The sequence below is a fragment of the Streptosporangium sp. NPDC051022 genome, from assembly GCF_040683035.1.
In the GTDB taxonomy this organism is placed as follows: domain Bacteria; phylum Actinomycetota; class Actinomycetes; order Streptosporangiales; family Streptosporangiaceae; genus Streptosporangium.
Genome location: NZ_JBFBCF010000013.1, coordinates 109,641 through 129,694 on the forward strand (window position 1 = coordinate 109,641; position 20,054 = coordinate 129,694).

The window sequence follows — 20,054 nt, forward strand, 5'->3', positions numbered from 1 at the left end:
CGACTGGAATACGGGCTGCTCAGCGCCTGGGCCGCAGCGCGGGCCTGGCCGGGCCGGTCTGGGGCAGTTCGTTGACGACACCGACGACGGTGGGAGCGTTGAACAGGGAGCGGATCGGCAGCTCGGCGCCGAGGACGGTGCGGATGCGGCTGACGAGTTTGGTGGCCAGCAGGGAGTGGCCGCCCAGGTCGAAGAAGCTGTCGTCGATGCCGACCCGCTCGACGCCGAGGATTTCGGCGAACAGGCCGCACAGGACCTCTTCCTGGGGGGTGCGCGGGCCGCGTCCACCGGCCGTGCCGAAGTCCGGGGCGGGCAGCGCGCGGCGGTCCACCTTGCCGTTGACGGTGACCGGTAGCGCGTCGAGGACCATGACCGAGGCGGGCACCATGTAGGCCGGGAGCCGGTCGGCGACATGTGCGCGGACCTGGTCGGGGGTGGCCTCTCCGGTGACGTAGGCGACCAGGCGTTTGTCGCCGGGCCGGTCCTCGCGGACCACCACGATCGCCTGCCGTACCGAGGGGAGCTCACCGACCACGGCCTCGATCTCGGCGAGCTCCACCCGGAAACCGCGGATTTTGACCTGGTCGTCGGCGCGGCCGACGAACTCCAGCTCACCGGAGCTGTTCCAGCGGACCACGTCGCCGGTTCGGTACATTCGCTCGCCCGGTTCGCCGAAGGGGCAGGCCACGAAGCGTTCGGCGGTCAGGCCCGGCCTGCCGACGTAGCCGCGGGCCAGGCCCGTGCCCGCGATGTACAGCTCGCCCGCCACCCCGGCGGGGACCGGCTGCAACCCCGCGTCCAGAACGTAGGTGCGGGTGTTGTCCATCGGGCGGCCGATCGAGAGCCGTCCCGCCCCGGTTTCCAGCTGGGTCACGCAGAGAGTCGTCTCGGTCGGGCCGTACAGTATCCGGATCGTGATGCCGGGATTGGCCGCGCGCACCCGCTGCACCGCGTTCGGCGAGACCACGTCGCCGCCGGTCAGCACCTCCCGCACGCCCGCGAAGGCGTCGGGGTCCTCCTCGGCGACCACCCGGAACAGGCCGGCCGTGACGTGGACGTGGGTCAGCTCATGTCGTTTGACCAGGGAGCGGATCCCGGCCGCGTCCACGTTGCCGGGGGGCGCGATGACGATCCGGCCGCCCGACAGCAGCGGCACCCACAACTCGTAGGTCGAGGCGTCGAAGGCGTGCGGCGCGTGGAAGAGGATGCGCTGCGTGTACGGCTGGCGCCAGCATCGGTCCATCACCAGGTCGATCACGTTCTGGTGGGTGATCGTGATGCCTTTGGGGACGCCGGTGGAGCCGGAGGTGAACATGACGTAGGCGGTGTGGCCGGGCTGGGCCGTGTCCGGCGGAGGCGAAGTGGACGGGGCGTCGGCGGGCAGGGTGGTGACAGGGGGGATGGTCAGGGTGGGCAGGCCTGAGGTGCGGGTGAGTTGGTGGTCGTGGTGGGTGGTGTCGGTGAGCAGGAGGGTGGTGTGGGCGTCGGTGAGGATGCGCTGGAGGTGCTCGGTGGGGTGCTGGTGGTCGAGGGGGAGGTAGGCTGCGCCGCTTTTGAGGATGGCGAGGATGGTGATGACGAGGGTGGGGGAGCGCTCCATGAGGAGGGCGATGTGGGTGTCGGGGTCGATGTGGGTGGTGGTGAGTTGCTGGGCCAGGCGGTTGGCGTGGGTGTCGAGGTCGGCGTAGCTGAGGTGGGTGTCGCCGCAGGTGATGGCGATGGCGTGGGGGGTGCGGGCGGCCTGTGCGGTGAACAGGTGGTGGAGTGTGCCGGTGGTCGGTGGGGTGGTGGTGTCGTTCCAGCCGGTCAGCAACCGCTCCCGCTCCCAGGGAGCCAGGATCTCCAGGGCGGTGACGCGCCGGCCGGGATCCTCGGCCACCGCCCGCAGCACCCGGATCAGCCGCTCGGCCAGCGTGACCACGGTCTCGTGGTCGAACAGGTCGCGGGCATACTCGATCATGCCGGTGAGGCCCAGGGCCCCGCCGTCCTCCGCGTGCTCCTCGGCGAAGTTGAAGGCCAGGTCGAACTTGGCGACGTCCAGGTCGAAGGGGTACTCCCGGCAGTCCAGGCCGGCGAACCCGTCGGGGAGCGGTGTCTGGCTGTTCATCGCGATGAGGGTCTGGAAGAGGGGGTGCCTGGCCGGGACACGGGCGGGGTTGAGGTGTTCGACGAGTCGTTCGAAGGGGATGTCCTGGTGGGTGTAGGCGTCGAGGTTGGTGGTGCGGACTCGGGCGAGCAGCTCGGTGAAGGTGGGGTTTTGTGATAGGTCGGTGCGTAGGACGAGGGTGTTGACGAAGAAGCCGATGAGGTTGTTGAGTGCTTCGTCGGTGCGTCCGGCGATGGGGGTGCCGAGGGGGATGTCGGTGCCGGCGCCGAGGCGGGTGTAGAGGGTGGCCACGGCGGCTTGGAGCAGCATGAAAAGGCTGACCTGGTGCCGGGCGGCCAGCCGGGTGAGCTCGGCGTGCAGCCCGGCGTCCACCTCGAACGGGGCGTTCCCACCCCGATGACTCGCCCGGTCGGGCCGGGGCCGGTCGTAGGGCAGCGTCAGTTCCTCGGGCATCCCGTCGAGGGTGTGCTGCCAGTGGGTCAGTTGTTCGTCCATGAGGCCGCCGAGCAGGTCGCGTTGCCAGAGTGCGTAGTCGGCGTACTGGATCGGCAGGGGTTGCCAGGCGGGGGCTTGTCCGGTCAGGCGTGTTTGGTATGCGGTGGCCAGGTCGTCGAAGAGGGGTTTGAGTGACCAGCCGTCTCCGGCGATGTGGTGCAGCAGCAGTACCAGTACGTGCTCGCCATCGGAACGGGACAGCAGCCAGGCCCGGAGCGGGACGTCCACCGCGATGTCGAAGACGTGCTCCACGGAGATGCGCTCCACCGCCGCCCGAACTTCGGCGTCGTCGGCGCAGGCACGCACTTCCAACACAGGGCGGGCGCCCTCGACGATCCGCAGGTGCGGCAGCCCCCCGACCGAGGGGAAGATCGTCCGCAGTGATTCGTGTCTGGCCACCAGGTCGGCCAAGGCGGCTTCCAGTGCCCCGGTGTCGAGGGGGCCGTTCAGCCGGACGGCGAAGGGGGTGTTGTAGAGGGCGCTGGGACCTTCCAGCTGTTCGATGAACCACAGGCGTTGCTGGGCGTGGGAGAGCGGTACCTGATCGGGGCGGGTGGCCGGGAGCAGCGGGGGCCGTAGCGTGGTGGCTTGTTCGGTGGTCAGGTAGCGGTCCAGGCGGGCCACGTCGGGGTTTTGGAACAGTGCCCGGATGGGCAGTTCGACTCCCAGGACGGTGCGGATGCGGCTGACGAGTTTGGTGGCCAGCAGGGAGTGGCCGCCCAGCTCGAAGAAGCCGTCGTCGATGCCGACCCGCTCGACGTCGAGGATTTCGGCGAACAGGCCGCACAGAATCTCCTCGCGGGGGGTGCGCGGAGCGCGCCCATCGGTGGTCGTGCCGGACTCCGGTGCCGGTAGCGCGCGACGATCCACCTTCCCGTTGATGGTGATGGGCAGGGTGTCGAGTGCGATCACGGTGGGCACCATGTAGGCGGGCAGCCGGTCGGCGACGTGTGCGCGGATCTGGTCGGGGGTGGCCTCTCCGGTGACGTAGGCGACCAGGCGTTTGTCGCCGGGGCGGTCCTCGCGGACGATCACGATTGCCTGGCGGATGGCGGGGTGGTCGGTGACGGCGGCTTCGATCTCGCCTGGTTCGATGCGGAAGCCGCGGATTTTGACCTGGTCGTCGGCGCGGCCGACGAATTCGATGTCGCCGGTGGTGTTCCAGCGGACCACGTCGCCGGTGCGGTACATCCGCTCGCCCGGCTTGCCGAAGGGGCAGGCCACGAAGCGTTCGGCGGTCAGGGCGGCCCTGCCGACATAGCCGCGGGCCAGGCCCGCACCCGCGATGTAGAGCTCGCCCGCCACCCCGGTGGGGACCGGTTGCAACCCCGCGTCCAGAACGTAGGTGCGGGTGTTGTTCATCGGGCGGCCGATGGGGGGGACGTTCTGGTAGTCGAAGGGGCGGCGGACGGGGTGGTCGGTGGCGAAGGTGGTGGTCTCGGTGGGGCCGTAGACGTGGACGAAGGTGAGGTCGGGGCAGTGGTCGACGGCTCGGCGCATGGCGGTGACCGATCCGGTTTCGCCGCCGCTCCATACTTCGTGCAGGCCGGTCAGGGGGTGGGAGTCGTGTTCGGCCAGCAGGTTGAACAGGGCGGTGGTGAAGAAGGCGGCGGTGGGGCGTTGCTGGATGAGCAGGGTGCTCATCGCGTCCAGGTCCAGTTCGCCGGGGGGTGCGATGAGTATCTGGCCGCCGGACAGCAGTGGTACCCATAGTTCGTAGGTGGAGGCGTCGAAGGCCAGGGGGGAGTGGAGCAGTACCCGGCGGTGGGCTTGGGTACGGAACTGTGTGTCGGCGGTCAGGGCTGTGATGTTGTGGTGGGTGACGGCCACGCCCTTGGGCACACCGGTGGAACCCGAAGTGAACATCATGTAGGCGCGGTTGCCGGGCATGACGCGGACCGCGGGCCGCTCGGGGACCTGCTCGGTGTCGTGAACCCGTACGGTCCGCAGTCCGCCGGACCGGGTCAGCGGATGCTCCTGATGCGCCTCGTCCACCAGCAGCAGCCCGGTGCCGCTGTCGGCCAGCATCCGGCCGAGCCGCTCCAGCGGGTGCCGGTCGTCCAGCGGCACGTACAGGCCGCCGCCCTTGAGGATCGCGAGCAGCGCGGCCACCTGGTCGGCCGATCGGTCCATCAGCAGCGCTACCGGCGTCTCCAGGCCCATGCCCGCCGCGGCCAGCCGGTCGGCCAGCCGCTCGGCGCGGGCGTCCAGGTCCCGGTAGGTCAGGCTCTCCCCGCCGGAGAGCAGCGCCACCGCGTCCGGGGTGCGCGCCACCTGCTCGGCGAACAACTCGGGCAGACTCCCCCCGGGAACCGGCCCGGCGGTGTCGTTCCATTCGTCCAGGATCTCCGCCCGCTCCTCCGGAGCCAGGACGTCGGCGCGGCCGACCGGCGCGCCGGGATCGGCCAGCAGGTGGCCGAGCAGCCGCTCGAAGCGGCCGAGCAGGGTCCTGGCCGCCTCGTCGCTGAAGACCGCCGGCTGGTAGTCGAGCTGGAGGCCCAGCCGCTCGCCGGGGGCGACCGCCAGCAGCAGCGGGTAGTGGGCGCTGTCGGCATCCTCGATCAGCTCGACGTCCAGGACGTCCTCGACGCCCAGGGGGCCGCTGTCCGGATAGTTGCCGTAGACGACGACCGTGTCGAACAGGCTGCCCAGCCCCGCGCACCGCTGGATCTCGGCCAGGCCCAGGTGCTGGTGCTCCAGGAGCTCGGCCTGTTCGGCCCGCAGTCGCTCCAGCAGCGCCGCCCAGCTCTCGGCCGGGCGGATCCGGGCGCGGACGGGGACGGTGTTGATCAACAGGCCGACCATTCGCTCCACGCCGGGGATCTCGTGCGAGCGGCCGGAGACCGTCATGCCGAAGGCGACGTCGCTCTGGCCGGTCAGCCGGGTCAGCAGCACACCCCAGACCGCCTGGACCACGGTGTTGGCGGTCACGCTGTGCCGCCGGGCGAGCCGGGCGAGCCGCTCGGTGACCTCGGCGGGCAGCTCGGCCCGCAGCCGCCGGGGCAGCTCGGACGTGCTCTGGCCGGGGGCCACCAGGGTGGGCTCGTCGAAGCCGGCCAGCGCCCCGGTCCACGCCTGTTCGGCCGCCGCCCGGTCCTGCCCGTTCACCCAGGCCAGATAGTCCCGGTACGGCGCGCGGCGCGGCAGCGCGGAGTCGTCGCCGAAGCTCGCGTACAGGGCCCACAGCTCCTCCGCGAAGATCGGCATGGACCAGCCGTCGAGCAGGATGTGGTGGACGGAGACGACGAGCCGGTGGCGCTCCGGCGCGATGCGCAGCAGCAGCCAGCGCACCAGCGGCGGGCGGGACAGGTCGAACCGGCGTCGGCGCTCCTCCTCGACGATCCTCGTGGCGCGTGCCTCGAAGGCGACCACGTCGGACAGGTCCACCTCGGTGAAGGGCGCCCGCACGCCGTCCACGACGACCTGGAAGGTCGAGCCGTCCTCGCCCCGGTGGAAGCCTGCGCGCAGGTTGTGGTGGCGCTCCAGCAGCGCGGCGGCGGCGGCGCGCAGCCTGGGCACCTCCAGGGTCCCGGTCAGCTCGAAGCTGCAGACGGCGGTGTAGACGTCGGCGGCCTTCAGGTCGTACTCGGAGTGGAAGGCCATGCCCCGCTGCGTCGCGGAGGCGGGCCACACGTCGCTGACCCTGGCGGGCACGTGCGCGGCGACCAGGGCGTCGAGGCCGGCCTGGTCGATCTCGACCAGGGGGAAGTCGGAAGGCGTGTACACGTTCGCGGCGCCCTGCCGGACGTGGGCGACGATGCCGCGCAGCGCGGCGTACCAGGCTTCGGCCAGCTCGCCGACCTCCTGCTCGGTCAGCAGTTCGCCCGCCCACGTCCACTCGGCCAGCAACGCCGGGCCGTCCGGGGTGTCGAGGGTGAGGGCGTCCAGGCCGAGGGCGTGCGGCAGCGACATGCCGGGTTCGCCGCCCTCGCCCATCAGGTCGGTTCCGGCCAGCCAGTCCTCGCCGGTGACGTCGTTCATCGGGAAACGGCCCAGGTAGTTGAACTCGATCCTCGGCTCGGGGCGTTCGCCCAGGACTGCGGAGGTCTCGGGATTCAGGTACCTGAGCAGGCCGTAGCCGATGCCGTGGTCGGGGATGGCGCGCAGCTGCTCCTTGACCCGCTTGAGCGCGGAGCCGACTCCGGCGCGTCCCTGGACCACCTCCGGCCAGGTCACCGCGCCCGGGTCCAGGCGGACCGGGAAGACCGAGGTGAACCAGCCCGTGGTCCGCGACAGGTCGACCCCGTCAACGATCTCCTCGCGGCCGTGGCCCTCGACGGCCACGAGCACGGGCGTCCCCGAGCCGGGTACGCGGCGCGAGCGCCAGTGTCCCAGGGCGAGCGAGAAGGCGGTCAGCAGTACGTCGTTGACCTGCGCGTGGAAGGCGGCGGGAGCCTGGGTGAGCAGCGGCTCGGTGAACTCGGGCGGCAACGCCAGCCGCAGCGAGCCGGCGGTGGCGTAGGTGTCGCGGGCCGGGTCGAAGGGGCGTTCGCCCAGCGGCGTCTCCGGCGTCCGCAGGATCTCGGCCCAGAACGGCAGCTCGGCCACGCGGGCGGGGGACAGGGCCGCCTCCCCCAGCCGTCGCGCCCAGTGGCGGAAGGAGGTCGGCACCGGCTCCGGTTCCGCACCGCGCAACGCCGCGAGCAGGTCCGCCTGGAGCACCCTCCAGGACACTCCGTCGATGATCATGTGGTGGATGACGAGCAGGAGGCGCGTTCCGTACCAGACCGCCTGGATCATGACCCCGGCCTCGGGCCGCAGCCGCGCCCGCGCCGCCTCGGCCGCCGCGGCGAACCGCGCCTCGCCGGTCACGATCTCGATCACGCTGTCGGCGCGTACCGCGCCCGCGGGCCGGATCCGGAGGGTCCAGGGCCGTACGGCGAGCGGCGAGGTCCGCATCCGCAGCACGTCGTGCCGGTCCAGGACGGCCTGCAGGGCGGCGGTCAGCCGCTCGGGGGTGGTCCCCTCGGGAACCGACAGGCTCATCGACTGGTGGTAGCCGTCCAGCGGGCCTTCCTGCTCGGCCAGCCAGGCGATGACGGGGGTCGGCGCGACCTCGCCGAGGTTCGCGCCCGCCTCCTCCACCGCGGCGGGCCGCTCCTCGACGGTCCTGGCCAGCCGGGCCAGGGAGGCCACGCTGCCCGCCACGAAGACGTCGCGCGGGCTGATCCGCAGCCCGGCCCTGCGCGCCTCGGAGACCAGCTGGATCGCGGTGATCGAATCGCCGCCGAGCTCGAAGAAGGACTCCTCGACCCCGACCTGGGCCAGGCCCAGGACCCGCCGGTAGAGCTCGCAGAACGTCTGTTCCAGCTCGCCGGCCGGGGCGTGCCCGCCGGCCCGGCCGAAGACCGGAGCGGGCAGGGCCCTCCTGTCGACCTTCCCCGCCGCGTTGAGCGGCAGCGCCTCCAGCACGACGATCGCGGCGGGCACCATGTAGTGCGGCAGCCTGCTCGCGCAGTGCTCGCGCAGCTCGGCCGGGTCGGCCTGGCCGGTGACGTAGCCGGCGAGGTACCTGCGGCCGGGCTCGTCCTCCCTGGCCAGCACCGCGGCCTGCCGTACGGCGGGGTGGGCGGCCAGGGCCGCCTCGACCTCGCCCGGCTCGATGCGGAAGCCGCGGATCTTGATCTGGTCGTCGGCGCGGCCGACGAACTCCAGCTGCCCGTCGGGGCGTACCCGCACCAGGTCGCCGGTGCGGTACATCCGCTCGCCCGGCGCACCGAAGGGACAGGCCACGAAACGCTCGGCGGTCAGGCCCGGCCTGCCGACGTAGCCGCGGGCCAGGCCCGGGCCCGCGATGTACAGCTCGCCGTTCTCGGCCGGGCATAAGGCGGTGTCCAGGACGTAGAGCAGGGTGTCCCGGCAGGGCAGGCCGATCGGCGGCTCCTCCCGGCCGGTCAGGGGACCGCTCATGGTGGCGGTGACCGTGGTCTCGGTCGGCCCGTAGCCGTTGAAGAGGGCGTGGCTCCCGTTCCAGCGGGCGACCAGTTCGCGCGAGGTCGCCTCACCGCCGACGACGATCGTGCGCAGGGTGGGCAGCGGTACGTCGGGCAGGGTGGCCAGCATCGCCGGGGACAGGTCGGCGTGGGTGACCCCGTACTCGTTGATCAGGTGGGCCAGTTCCTCGCCCACCATCTGGCTCTGTTCGCGCGGCAGTACGAGCGTGGCGCCGCTGCCGAGGGTGTTGGCGATGTCCGAGACGGAGACGTCGAAGCTGAGGGACGCGCCCTGCAGCACGCGGCTGGTGCCGTCGATGCCGGTCAGGCCCGCGTGCGTGGCGACGAGGGCGGCGAGCCCGGCGTGGGTGACGGCCACGCCCTTGGGAGTGCCGGTGGAACCGGAGGTGTAGATGACGTAGGCGGTGTTGGCGGGGGAGAAGGGCCGCAGCGGGACCTCCCCGGTTTCGGCGCCCGCCGGGTCCGCGTCGGCCAGGAGGACGGGGATGCCGCTGTCGGGCAGACCGGAGGCCGCCTCGGCGGAGGTGAGGATCAGCTTCGCCCGGGAGTCGGCGAACATGTGCAGGAGGCGGTCCGCCGGAAGGGAGGGATCCGCCGGCAGCCAGGCCGCCCCGGACTTGGCGATCGCGTAGACGGCCGTGATCGCCATCGCGGATCGTGGCAACGCCAGGGCGACGACGTCCTCCGCGCCCACCCCCCGGCCGGCCAGCAGCCGGGCCAGTCGAGTGGCTCGAAGGTTCAGCTCGGCGTAGGTGAGCCGGACTCCTTCCGCCACCAGGGCGACGGCGTCCGGTGTCCTGGCCACCTGCGCTTCGATCAGCTCCGGCAGTGTCACCGGAGTCATCCGCCGCTTGCCCAGCGGGGGCACCCCACCAACCGCAGACATGCGGTTCCCTCCTTCGGCTTTCCCGTTTCCCTTGTCGTCAGTTGCTTTCCATGGCGGCGATCAGGCTCTTCGGGCGCATGTCGGTCCACGACCGCTCGATGAAGTCGAGGCAGTCCTGGCGGCCGGCCTCGCCGAATATCACGTCCCAGCCGGCCGGTACCGGGCTGAACGCCGGCCAGAGCGAGTGCTGGCCCTCTTCGTTGATGAGGACGAGATAGCGGGAGTCGGGGTCCTCGAACGGGTTGACCATGGCGGTTTTTCCTTTCTCACATGGCTAGGACGTAGAAGAGGTTGGACCGGGAAGGCGGTTTGACCGCCGGTGCCTCCAGGCGCGCGAAGAGGTCGCGGGTCAGTTCGGGGAGGTGGTCGGCGAGGTAGAAGTGCCCGCCGGGGAAGGCGCGCGTGGAGAACGCGTGACCGGTCGCCCTGGACCACGCGGCGACCGAGTCCGCTTCCACGCCGGGGTCGTCCGTTCCGTGGTAGACGTGGACCGGGCAGTCCAGCGCGGTCGTGGCCGGCTCGGTGTAGCGGTCGAGGAGGCGGTAGTCGGCCCGGATCGCCGGCATGATCAGTTCACGCAGCTCCGGGTCGTCGAAGACGCGCATGTCGGTTCCGCCGAGTTGCCTGATCCTTGCGATCAGGGCCTCGTCGCCGGCGTTTCCGAGTCCCAGCCGGGGCGCCAGCCAGGGCGCCGCGCAGCTGGAGGCGAAGAGCGCCTTCAGCGTGATCCCGTGCCGCGCCGCCAGCCGTACGGCCACCTCGTAGGCGACCAGCGATCCCAGGCTGTGGCCGAAGAAGGCCAGGGGAGCGTCGTCGAACCGCGCGGCGGCACGGGCGATGGATTCGGCCAGCTCCTCCATGTCCTCGGCGAACGGGTCGCAGAGCCGTTCCTCCCGTCCGGGATAGCGGACCGCGAGGAGTTCGACGCCTTCCGGGAGCACCGGCTTCCAGGTGCGGAAATACCCGGCGGAGCCGCCGGAGTGCGGGAAGCAGACCAGCCGGACGCTCGGCCTGGGGCACCGCTTTATCGCGTGGAACTGACGCTCCGTCGTCGCGGCTGGGTTCACCGGCGGCATGTCACGTCCTTTCGTCGCTGGATGGTTGCTTTACATGGGCGGATCTCATGGCGGGGAAAACCCGCGGCGGGTATCCGCGCCGGCCGGAGGCCGAGCCGGCGGAAAATAGTTCGGAGAGCCTTTTCCGTGCATACGGCGACAGAATCTTTGTCTGATGAAAGCGATTTACCTGCGCCGATTGTCACGAGGGCTGTCAACGAGTGACGGTGGTCACCGACCGTTACGGCGGGTCGGACGCGAGAGGAAATACCCGTCCGGCGGCATGAGGTCCGGGCCGGACCGGGTGGGTCGAGCGAGGCCGAGGCGGGTTCGGGCCGTTACGGCGGGCTGGGTTCCGTGCGGCGCGGCCGGATCGTGCCGGCCGCCCGTGCTCACTGCCAGCCGGTTCCGCTGCCGGCGACCACGTGGACGGAGTCGGCCGGCACGGTGGTGTGCGCGGTGGTGTGCGCGGTGCTCGCGGAGCCGACGGCGAGGGCCGCGAAGATCGAGGCGATCAGAACGGTGACGATGCGGGAGCGGAGGGCGAGGCCGGTGTCAAGCATGATGAGAGTCCTGTCGTGATCGAAGCCTCATGGCTCCGGACTGGGCGGTCGGGGCCTCGTCAGGCCGCCTTCCAGGTACTTCATCCCGGGGTGGTGAGACCTATCCTCACCGCCGTTTCACCTGCTCGGAAGGGTTTCCGGCTGGCCTGTCTATGCCTTGGCCGGAACCGTTCATCGCGGGGACCCTCCCGCCTCGCCCGTCGGGCCGTCCGGGTCGACGAGCAGTTCGTAGAAGGGTTCGATCAGCGGCACCTGCGCCGTGACCTGCTCCCATTCCCGCAGTTCGTCGTGAGTGGCCAGGGTCCGGCGCACGACGGCGGCCGCTCGCTCCTCGGCCTGCTCCAGCCCGTCGGCACCGATGACCACTCCGAGCACCGGGTACGGCTGGGCGTGCGGATGGACGGCGACGTGCTCGACCCGCTCGTCGGGGACGGCCGCGGCCAGGATACGGCCCGCGACATCCGCCGGCAGGCCGCTTCCGGCCGCCGACCTGACCTGCACGTGCACGAGGTACATCGATGTCAGCTTTCTCGTCGTCTTGAATTAGGAGATTGACTGCTTTGTGGAGAGGTATGTCATAAAAACTTAAAGTTTTTGGCGAATTGCACCTTGCTATCCCGGTTGAGGCTCTGCCACTATTCCGATCAGCGGCGATGTGCGATCCAAAAGGAAACGCGGGTGCTTACTTCCCTGGGTTTGAGTACGATCGCTGAGTCCGTCTACCGTGCGATGCTGGTCCGGCCGAACGACGGGGTCAGCGAACTCGCCGAACGGCTCTGCTGCGGAATCGGCGACGTCAGGGCCGCACTGGACGAGCTGAGCGAGCTCGCCCTGATCCGCCCGTCGCAGCAGCAGAACGGGCACCTGCACGCCGTCTCTCCCGACATCGGGATGGAGATCCTGCTCAGCAGGCAGCAGGCCGGTCTGATCGCGCAGCAGCAGCGCCTGGAGGAGTCCCGCGCCGCCGCCGCCCGGCTCATCGCGGACCATGCCAGCCTCCGGCCGGCGGCCGAGACCGCCGGGGTGGAGCAGCTCATCGGCATCGACAACATCCGCGACCGGATCGCGGTGCTCTGCCGTACCGTGCAGAGGGAGATCATGACCTTCGCCCCGGACGGCGCGCAGACGGCGGAGAACCTGGAGAGCGCCCGCCCGCAGGACGCGGCGGTGCTGGAACGGGGAGTGCGGCTGCGCATCGTCTACCTGGACAGCCTGCGCAACAACCAGCCCACCCTCGACTACGTCGACTGGATCGTCCAGCGCGGCGCAGAGGTGCGGACCGTGGCGACGCTGCCCAACCGGATGATCATCATGGACCGCAGCACCGTCGTCATCGCCGTCTCCAGCGACAACACCGCCGCCGGCGCGGTGATCCTGACCGGGGAGGGCACCGTGACCGCCCTGTGCGCGCTGTTCGAGAGCGTCTGGGCGAGCGCCAGGCCCCTGTCCAGCAGCACCGTCCCGCTCAACTCGCACGGCCTGTCGCCGCAGGAGCAGAGCGTGCTGGTCCTGCTGGCGCAGGGACACACCGACGAGGCCATCGCCAAGCGGCTGGGCGTCTCGCCCAGGACCTCCCGGCGGCTGGCCGCCACACTCATCGAAAGGCTCGGGGCCCGCAGCCGGTTCGAGGCCGGCGTGCGGGCGGTGCGCCAGGGCTGGCTTGAGCATTAAGCCTCCGCGTTCTGCGGTTGCGGCCACTGGGCGGTACGGATGACGCGCTTGCTCAGGGCGTACACCCCGGCGGTCAGGAAGATGCCGCTGACGGCCAGCACCGCCGGGACGGGGCCCGCGTACTCCAGCAGGAGCCCGGCGACGAACGGGCCGAAGGCCGCGCCGACCGTGAGCATGGTGATGGTGGCGGTGATGGTCCGGCCGCGCAGGGCGTCGTCGACCTGGCGGAAGATCAGGATGTCGATCAGCACCATGGCGGCGGGCAGCGGCAGCACCGCCAGCGCCAGCACCGCGCCGTACCACCAGAAGCCCAGCGTTACGGCCAGCGGTACGGCCAGCGCCGCGGTGAGCGCCCCGGCCCAGACGTAGAGCCCGATCAGCAGCATGCCGGGACGCAGGTGCCTGTGCAGCAGGCCGACCAGGGCGGCACCGGCCAGCCCGCCGACGGACACGATCGTGAAGGCGAAACCGACCTCGGCCTCGGAACCGCCGCCGTTCCTGATCAGGACGACCACCAGCAGGTCCAGCGCCGAGCCGCCGATGTTGAGCACGCTCAGGGCGATGATCGAGGCGCGCAGCACCGGGGAGCGCAGCAGGATCGCCAGCCCGCTCAGCATGCCTCCGCTGGGCTGCGCGCGCCGGGCCTCGCTCGCCTCGCGGTCGCGCGGTACGGCGAACGCGCAGAGCGCGGAGATCAGGTAGCCGGCCGCGATGCCGATGATGGGCAGGGTGCGGGCGCCGGCGTAGAGCATGCCGCCGAGCGCCGGGCCGATGATCGAGGCGCTGTGTGACCTGACCTCCTCCTGCGTCAGCGCGCTGGTCAGCTGGGCGGGCGGGACGACGCTGCGGGTGGCCAACACGCGGGCTCCGCTGGACAGCGGCTGCGTGGCGCCGGTGACCGCCGCGACGGCGAGGAGGTGGACGATGCCGAGGGAGTCGAAGGTCAGGGCGAGCAGGAGCGTGCCGAACGCGAGCGCCCGCACCAGCTCCGAGACGATGAGCAGGGTCTTGCGGTTGTAGCGGTCGAGTATCGCGCCGGCCGGGACGCCGGCCGCGAAGGCGGCCGCCGCGGTGACCAGTCCGTACAGGCCCGCGACCATCGCCGACCGGGTCACCGCCAGCACCAGCACCGGGATCGCCACCAGGGCCATGTTCACCGACATCGCCGCGCCGGCGCCGCCGATCCACAGGGCCTGGAAGCGCCGGTTGCGTCGTAACGGAAGGTCGACCGGCTCCGACTGGGCGCGGGGGGTCTCTGTCACAGTCATCGTCTTCGCCTCTGTTCTCGACGTTGTGATCATTCACATTGTGGCATGCATTCATGCTAACGTGAATGTTGTCGGATGCGCTACTGTTGCGCAATCAGTGAAGCTGACCGGCGATGGAGCCCGAGATGATGGAAACCAGCCTGTCCGAGAGCGCGGTCGTCGACGTCCGCCGGATCACCGATCTGGAAACCCTCCGCATGCTCGCGGACCCTCTGCGCCTGTCGATCCTGGCCGCCTTTCCCGGGGGGGAGAATGCCGATCCCCTCACGGTCAAGGAACTGGCCGAACGGCTCGGTGAGAACCAGACCAAGCTGTACCGGCACATCAAGCAGCTCGAAGAGGCCAACCTGATCTACGTGGCGCAGACCCGGGTGGTCTCCGGGATCATCGAGAAGCGCTACCGGCCGACATATCGCAAGCTCACCATCGAGAGCGACGTGTTCAACCTGGCCCAGGACTCCGAGGACTTCAGCGACGCCACGATGGCGATGCTCGAATCGGCCCGCGACCGGCTGCGCGCCGACCTGCGCTCCGGCCGGGTTCCGCTCGACCCGCCCACGTACGGCCCGGACCTCAGCCTCCAGATCAGCAGCGTCCGGGTGAGCATGACCCCCGAGCGGTACGTGCGGGTGCGCACCGCGATAACCGAGCTGATCGAGCGGGAGGCCTACAGCGACGAGGGACCCGGCGTCCTGCCCGTGGTCGTGCACGCCCTCCTCTACCCCACCCTGGACGAGCGCCCCCCGGCGAGCTGAGGCCGCGACGCGGCCCCGGTACGGACGCGAGGCGACGCCCCTCCGCTTCCGACGAGATCCCCGGGGTCCGGAGCGCGGCGAGGCGGGAATCTTCCTCCCCGCCGCGTCCGGTGACCGGTGACCGGACGGACCCTGATCCGATGGGTCAGTTGTTCGCGATGAAGTCGGCGACCAGCCGGTTGAACTCGTCGGCGTGCTCGATCATCGCCCAGTGCCCGCACCGGTTGAGCAGCACCAGCCGGCTGTCCGAGATGTTCGCCAGCAGGTACAGCGAGGTCTCGAACGAGACGACACGGTCATCGCGGCCGTGGATGAGCAGGGTCGGCACCTGGATCGCCGGCAGCGACTCCGGCTTGACCCACTTCGGCAGCGGCGCGCCTTTCGGCAGGCCGTCCACGTAGTTGCGCAGATGCTCCGGGCGGGCGAGCGCGGCGTCCGAACGCGCCTGGCACAGTTCGGGGGTGGCGAACCGGGCCTTGTCGTAGACCATGATCTCGACGAGCCTGCGCATGTTCTCCGGGCTCGCGTCGCGGTATGCCTCGATCAGCACCTTGAGGCCCTCCGACGGGCCGTCGCCGGCGCCGAAGAGCGTGGGCATCCGGCCGACCGGCGGCCCCATGGTGACCAGGTGCGAGATCCGGCCGGGGTGCTCGGTGGCCAGGCGCAGCGAGGTCTGACCGCCCATCGAGTTGCCGACGAACGCGGCCCTGTCGATGCCGAGGGCGTCCAGGAACTGGATCGCCGCCTCCACATGGTCGAGCCGGTCGACGGTCGCGGGGTCCGACTCGCCCCAGCCGGGCATGTCGACGGCGTACACGTGGAAGTGCTCGGCCAGTGCCTCGATGTTGCCGGCGAAGTTGCTCCACCCGGTCGCGCCCGGCCCGCTGCCGTGCAGCAGGACGACCGGGTGGCCGGAGCCCGCCTCGTAGTAGCGGAGCCTCCAGTCGGCGGTCTGTACGGTGCGGGCGATGTTCTTGGGATCGAGGGTCATCAGTGGGCCTCTCCGTTCGGGGTGGGTGCGGCGGCGAGCAGTTCGGCGACGACGCCCGGCGGGCGGTGGCCCCAGCTGTGCAGCCTGTCGAGCGTCTTCACCTCCCACGTCTCCTCGTCGATGATCAGGCCGCCCCAGCCGTACTCGACGCTGAAGCCCGAGGGCGTGAAGACGTAGAAGCTGAACATGTGGTCGTTCGGGTGCATGCCGAGCGTCATCTCGAACGGCTGCGCGGCGTCCATGCACCGGTCGTAGGCCGTGCCGACGTCACGGATGTCGGTCACCTCGACCATGAAGTGATGGGTCCGCTTCGGCGACGGCAGGTCGCCGAAGGCCACGGTGTGGTGGCGGCCGTTGCAGTGCAGGAAGATCAGGTCGGCGACCACGCCCGGGGCCATCTCCTCGACGATGATGTCGCTGACCTTGAAGCCGAGCAGGTCGACGTAGAAGCCCAGGTAGGTCTCCCGTGAGACGCCGTGCGCCAGGAGGACCTGGTGGCCCGCGCCGCCGGCGCCGGTCACGAACCCGCCGAGCAGCTTCGCGGACTCGAACGGCGTGCCGGCGTCGGCCAGGCCGGTGACCAGCTCGATCCGGTTGCCCATCGGGTCCGTGATGACGAAGATCCGCTCCACCTTGCGGGCGGCGGCGAGGGCGCCGTCACCCTCGGTGACCTCGACCCCGGCCGCACGCGCCTTCTCCACCAGCGCGTCGAGCGCGGCCGCGTCCGAGACCACGTAGCCTGTGGCCGTCAGGTCGTCGGCGGGGCCCTCGGTGACGATCCAGCGGTGGGCCTTTTCGTCGGTGCGCAGCGTGAACCCGCCCTCGGTCCTCTCTCCCAGCTGCATGCCCAGCAGCTCGACGGCGAAGTGCTCCCAGTCGGCGAGGCCGCTGACCTCGTAGACGACGTAACCGAGCTCCTTGACGTGAGACATCTCTCTTCTCCTTCTTCTCGGGTCGGTGGATCCGGCCGGACCGGTCTCAGGCGGGTACGGCGAGGCCGCTGACGTCGGCCGCGGCGACGAACTTGTCGGGGCGGAGCGCCACGGCGCGGACGCCGTACCTGCGCAGCCACGGCAGGAGGACCTCGTCGAGGTCGACCAGCTCGTCCGGGCCCCGCGTGTAGGCCGTCTTCGGCCGCACCGCGACGTAGCGCGCACCGAGCGCGTCCCAGCCCGCCTTCTCCTCCGCGGTCAGCAGGGTCGCGGGGTCGACGTCGTCGCCGAGCAGTACGAAGCCGTCGCCGAGAAGGTCGTCCAGGCGCGCCATCCGGCCGACGGTGTCGCCGGCGATCGGCTGCGGGACCATCCGGCCGACGATGCTGGCGTCGCCCAGCGGGCCTCTGATCCATCCGCCCTCGAGCACCGGCGGGGCGGTGAGCGGCGGTTCGAACGGGGTGACCGTGTCCTGGGGCACCGCGTTCATCGCGGCCTGCTCCTCCTCGGACAGCTCCTGCTTGATGACCCGCCCGAGCCCGACCGCGAGGCCGGTGTAGAAGGCGGCGTTCGGGCGCCGCTCCGCCTCGTAGGTGTCCAGCCAGCTCTCGGGCAGCTCGCCCTTGATCACGCGGGCGAGCTTCCAGCCCAGGTTGTGGGCGTCGCGCATTCCGCTCTGCATTCCGGCGCCCGCCCACGGCGGCATCAGGTGGGCCGCGTCGCCGGCCAGGAACACCCGGCCCCGGCGCCAGGTGTCGGCCATCCGGGTGTGGTGCCGGTAGAAGGCGTGCCGGTGGATCTCGACGTCGTCCTCCGTGACGCCGAGCGCCTCGAGCAGCGGCCACACCTCGGCGCTGGTCGGATAGTCCTCGGGGGACTCGTCGGGCTTGAGCGGGATCTCCCAGCGGTGGTTGCCCGCGGAGAGCGCGATGTCGACGACCGGGCGTTCCCTGTCGGACCAGAAGGTCAGGAAGTCACGGTCGGGCCACCACCGCTTGACGCGGCAGTCGACGACCACCCAGGTGACGTCGTTGGTGTCACCCAGCAGGCGGCAGCCCACCTCGTCCCTGGTCGAGCTGCTGCCGCCGTCGGCGCCGATCGCGTACTTGGCGCGGACGGTGCGGGTCTCGCCGGTCGCGGTGTCCGTCGAGGTGACGGTGACGCCGTCGGCGTCCTGGTCGATCCCGGTGACCTCGGCGCCGTAGTGGACGGTGATGCGGTCGCCGTACTCCTGCGCGGCCGCGCGCAGCTCGGCCTCCATCGTCGGCTGGTAGATGTTGTAGAAGCGCGGCTTGCGGCCCAGCGTCGAGGGCGGGTGCTCGATCCGCATGATCTCCGTGCCGTCGTAGGTCACCCAGCGCAGGGCCCGCTGAGGGTCGATCCTCTTCTCGACCCGCTCGTCGATGCCGAGGTCCTGGAAGATCCGCATCGTCCAGTCGTTGACGGTCACGGCCCGGGCCCGGGGGTAGATGTCCCTGTCCCGTTCGAGGGCGACGGCGGAGACGCCGTACCTGGCGAGGGTGAGCGCGGCGATCACGCCGGTGGGGCCGTATCCGACGATTGCGACGTCCGCGTCGTAGCTCTCGGTCATGCACTGACTCCGTTGTCCCGGCCGCACGTGCTCGGTGCGGCACTTTTGGACCGATCGGTCGGTCCAATGTGGAGGAGGGTAACAACGAGCTGCGGCGATGTGTCAAGGGCGGCATCGCGACCGGAGGGTACGGCGCCGCGGCCGAGCCGTGGGATAAGCCGTGGGATGAGCCGTGGGATGAGCCGCTGTCACCGGGTCCCTAGACTTCGGCGGGTGGACATGCCCGCGCCGAAGGCGCACACCGGGAACCGCCGCGGCCGCCGGTCGCGGCAGGAGATCCTTGACGCGACCGCCCGGGTGATGTCCGTGCGCGGCTACGCCGGCACGTCGATGTCGACGCTCGTCAAGGAGACGGGCCTGCCGAGGAGCGCCTTCTACCATCACTTCGAGTCCAAGGCGGGGCTGCTCTCGGCCGTCATGACCCAGGGGGCGCACGGCTTCTTCGACGCCATGCGCGAGGCCCACCGGAACCCGCCGGAGGGCGGCACCCCGCGCGAGCGTCTCGGGTGGTACCTGCGCAAGACCGGCGAGGTCTTCGAGCACCGGGAGGAGTTCCTGCGCCTGCTGCTGGTGCTGGTCATGAGCCGCGAGGCGGCCGAGGCGCCGGAGGCGCTGCAGACCGTGATCACGGTCCGGGACGAGGGCCGCGACCTCATGCGGCACATGATCCGCTCGTCGTTCGTCGGCGAGGGCGAGGAGGTCGCGAACGCGGTCGCGGACGCCCTCGCCCACTTCGGCATGGCCGGGTTCGACGGCGCGTTCGTCTCGCTCCAGTCGGAGGACGGCAAGCCGATCCCGGAGTTCATGGAGCAGCTCACCGACGCCATGGCGGCGATCGGCGAGGCGCTGATCGCCGGCGGACTCCGGCAGGAGGCGTGACGGCGGCGACCGCGTCCGGCGGTCACCCGGCCCCTGCGCGGCCTTCCCCGCCGAGCCGGCGCCTCAGAGGGCGCGCGTGATCGCGTCGGCCGCCGCCGTGATCGCGGCGGCGAGCGGCTTGAGCAGCTTCGGCGAGTAGCGGGCGCTGGGCATCGAGATCGACAGCGCCGCGACGGGCGCGCCGGTACGGTCCTTCACCGCGCACCCCATCGCGACCACGCCTCGCTCGGTGCGTTCGAGGTTGAGCACGACGCCGCTGAGCCGTACCGACCGGAGTTCGCGGCGAAGCCTCGTCAGGTCCGGCGGCTCCTCGGCGGGGTCGCCCCGGTCGTCGGGGGCGTACAGGGTCGCGAGCTCTTCGTCCGAGAGCGCCGCCAGCGCGATCAGGCCACCGGTGGCCTGGTGGGCCGGGAAGACCATGCCTTCGCGGCTGCCCACCCGCAGGGCCTGCGCGCACTCGACCGAGGCGATGAACCGGACGTTCCGGCCGGTGCGGATGCTGAGGTTCGCGGTCTCGTCGATCCGGTCGACCAGGGCCCGCATCGGCCCGAGGGCCGCGGCGCGGAGCGTGCCGACGTCGGACTGGGCGCGCTCCGCGAGGGCGAGGATGGGGCCCACCCGGTAGGTCCGGTCCTCGTCCTGCACCGCGAAGTCGCGGTAGACCAGCGCGGTCAGCAGCCGGTGGGCCGTGGAGCGGGCGACACCCAGCCGCTCGGCCGCCGCCGAGACCGTGATCGTCCCGTCGATCTGGAGGATCTGCGCGAGCCGGAGGGCATGGTCGACGCTGTTCGACGCGTAGGTCGGCGGGGTCTTCATCGGCTTCGCCATGACCTCGATCCTGACACAGCCTGTTCTGCTATGCAGAATCCTCTGTTCCCGATCCGCCACGTCGGCGGATAGTCGGAGT

13 protein-coding genes are annotated in these 20,054 nt (G+C 70.9%); 3 read left to right on the top strand and 10 right to left on the bottom strand.

Annotated features, from left to right (window positions below; translation table 11 throughout):
* Nucleotides 1–19: 19 nt before the first annotated feature.
* The 5 genes from AB0N02_RS22035 to AB0N02_RS22055 form a co-directional block, all read right to left on the bottom strand.
* Nucleotides 20–9,442, bottom strand: a complete 9,423-nt coding sequence (locus tag AB0N02_RS22035; protein ID WP_363949447.1) for an amino acid adenylation domain-containing protein — start codon at nt 9,440–9,442, stop codon at nt 20–22.
* A 37-nt stretch (nt 9,443–9,479) separates the two neighbouring features.
* Nucleotides 9,480–9,692, bottom strand: a complete 213-nt coding sequence (locus AB0N02_RS22040; protein WP_363949449.1) for an MbtH family protein — start codon at nt 9,690–9,692, stop codon at nt 9,480–9,482.
* Nucleotides 9,693–9,708: 16 nt separating this feature from the next.
* A complete protein-coding gene (locus AB0N02_RS22045; protein ID WP_363949452.1) occupies nt 9,709–10,518 on the bottom strand; it encodes an alpha/beta fold hydrolase in 810 nt (269 codons plus the stop codon).
* Between the two features lie 371 nt (nt 10,519–10,889).
* Nucleotides 10,890–11,060, bottom strand: a complete 171-nt coding sequence (locus AB0N02_RS22050) for a hypothetical protein (protein ID WP_363949455.1) — start codon at nt 11,058–11,060, stop codon at nt 10,890–10,892.
* Nucleotides 11,061–11,231: 171 nt separating this feature from the next.
* On the bottom strand, nt 11,232–11,576 hold the full coding sequence (locus AB0N02_RS22055; protein WP_363949458.1) for a hypothetical protein: 345 nt from the start codon (nt 11,574–11,576) through the stop codon (nt 11,232–11,234).
* 180 nt (nt 11,577–11,756) lie between these two features.
* Between AB0N02_RS22055 and AB0N02_RS22060 the strand changes: the two genes are divergently transcribed.
* Complete coding sequence (locus tag AB0N02_RS22060) at nt 11,757–12,731, top strand: LuxR C-terminal-related transcriptional regulator (protein ID WP_363949461.1); 975 nt, start codon at nt 11,757–11,759, stop codon at nt 12,729–12,731.
* On the opposite strand, the gene AB0N02_RS22065 is transcribed toward AB0N02_RS22060, so the two are convergent.
* Entirely contained in the window at nt 12,728–13,999 is a 1,272-nt protein-coding gene (locus tag AB0N02_RS22065; RefSeq protein ID WP_363949463.1) for an MFS transporter, read from the bottom strand. The genes AB0N02_RS22060 and AB0N02_RS22065 overlap by 4 nt on opposite strands.
* Nucleotides 14,000–14,124: 125 nt before the next feature.
* On the opposite strand from AB0N02_RS22065, the gene AB0N02_RS22070 reads away from it, so the two are divergent.
* Nucleotides 14,125–14,754 carry a helix-turn-helix domain-containing protein gene (locus AB0N02_RS22070; RefSeq protein WP_363949466.1) on the top strand — a complete coding sequence of 210 codons (630 nt, stop codon included), beginning with the start codon at nt 14,125–14,127 and terminating at the stop codon, nt 14,752–14,754.
* Nucleotides 14,755–14,899: 145 nt separating this feature from the next.
* On the opposite strand, the gene AB0N02_RS22075 is transcribed toward AB0N02_RS22070, so the two are convergent.
* From AB0N02_RS22075 to AB0N02_RS22085, 3 genes are read right to left on the bottom strand one after another with little or no spacing between them, the layout of a single operon-like run.
* On the bottom strand, nt 14,900–15,745 hold the full coding sequence (locus AB0N02_RS22075) for an alpha/beta hydrolase (protein WP_363949468.1): 846 nt from the start codon (nt 15,743–15,745) through the stop codon (nt 14,900–14,902).
* The gene (locus tag AB0N02_RS22080) at nt 15,745–16,677 is read right to left on the bottom strand and encodes a VOC family protein (RefSeq protein ID WP_363949470.1); all 933 of its coding nucleotides are present in this window, start codon (nt 16,675–16,677) and stop codon (nt 15,745–15,747) included. The genes AB0N02_RS22075 and AB0N02_RS22080 overlap by 1 nt, the downstream gene beginning before the upstream one ends.
* A 46-nt stretch (nt 16,678–16,723) precedes the next feature.
* Nucleotides 16,724–18,268, bottom strand: coding sequence for a bifunctional 3-(3-hydroxy-phenyl)propionate/3-hydroxycinnamic acid hydroxylase (locus tag AB0N02_RS22085; RefSeq protein ID WP_363949472.1), 1,545 nt, complete (start codon nt 18,266–18,268; stop codon nt 16,724–16,726).
* Nucleotides 18,269–18,487: 219 nt separating this feature from the next.
* Here AB0N02_RS22085 and AB0N02_RS22090 point away from each other — a divergent pair, with 219 nt between their 5' ends.
* Nucleotides 18,488–19,147, top strand: coding sequence for a TetR/AcrR family transcriptional regulator (locus AB0N02_RS22090; RefSeq protein WP_363949724.1), 660 nt, complete (start codon nt 18,488–18,490; stop codon nt 19,145–19,147).
* Nucleotides 19,148–19,210: 63 nt separating this feature from the next.
* On the opposite strand, the gene AB0N02_RS22095 is transcribed toward AB0N02_RS22090, so the two are convergent.
* The gene (locus AB0N02_RS22095) at nt 19,211–19,975 is read right to left on the bottom strand and encodes an IclR family transcriptional regulator (protein ID WP_363949475.1); all 765 of its coding nucleotides are present in this window, start codon (nt 19,973–19,975) and stop codon (nt 19,211–19,213) included.
* Between the last annotated feature and the right edge of the window lie 79 nt (nt 19,976–20,054).

Excerpts from the sequence above, each read along its gene's own strand:
- AB0N02_RS22035 (WP_363949447.1), bottom strand. The coding sequence starts at position 9,442 with ATGTCTGCGGTTGGTGGGGTGCCCCCGCTGGGCAAGCGGCGGATGACT.
- AB0N02_RS22040 (WP_363949449.1), bottom strand. The coding sequence starts at position 9,692 with ATGGTCAACCCGTTCGAGGACCCCGACTCCCGCTATCTCGTCCTCATC.
- AB0N02_RS22045 (WP_363949452.1), bottom strand. The coding sequence starts at position 10,518 with ATGCCGCCGGTGAACCCAGCCGCGACGACGGAGCGTCAGTTCCACGCG.
- AB0N02_RS22050 (WP_363949455.1), bottom strand. The coding sequence starts at position 11,060 with ATGCTTGACACCGGCCTCGCCCTCCGCTCCCGCATCGTCACCGTTCTG.
- AB0N02_RS22055 (WP_363949458.1), bottom strand. The coding sequence starts at position 11,576 with ATGTACCTCGTGCACGTGCAGGTCAGGTCGGCGGCCGGAAGCGGCCTG.
- AB0N02_RS22065 (WP_363949463.1), bottom strand. The coding sequence starts at position 13,999 with ATGACTGTGACAGAGACCCCCCGCGCCCAGTCGGAGCCGGTCGACCTT.
- AB0N02_RS22070 (WP_363949466.1), top strand. The coding sequence starts at position 14,125 with ATGATGGAAACCAGCCTGTCCGAGAGCGCGGTCGTCGACGTCCGCCGG.
- AB0N02_RS22075 (WP_363949468.1), bottom strand. The coding sequence starts at position 15,745 with ATGACCCTCGATCCCAAGAACATCGCCCGCACCGTACAGACCGCCGAC.
- AB0N02_RS22080 (WP_363949470.1), bottom strand. The coding sequence starts at position 16,677 with ATGTCTCACGTCAAGGAGCTCGGTTACGTCGTCTACGAGGTCAGCGGC.
- AB0N02_RS22085 (WP_363949472.1), bottom strand. The coding sequence starts at position 18,268 with ATGACCGAGAGCTACGACGCGGACGTCGCAATCGTCGGATACGGCCCC.
- AB0N02_RS22090 (WP_363949724.1), top strand. The coding sequence starts at position 18,488 with ATGCCCGCGCCGAAGGCGCACACCGGGAACCGCCGCGGCCGCCGGTCG.
- AB0N02_RS22095 (WP_363949475.1), bottom strand. The coding sequence starts at position 19,975 with ATGGCGAAGCCGATGAAGACCCCGCCGACCTACGCGTCGAACAGCGTC.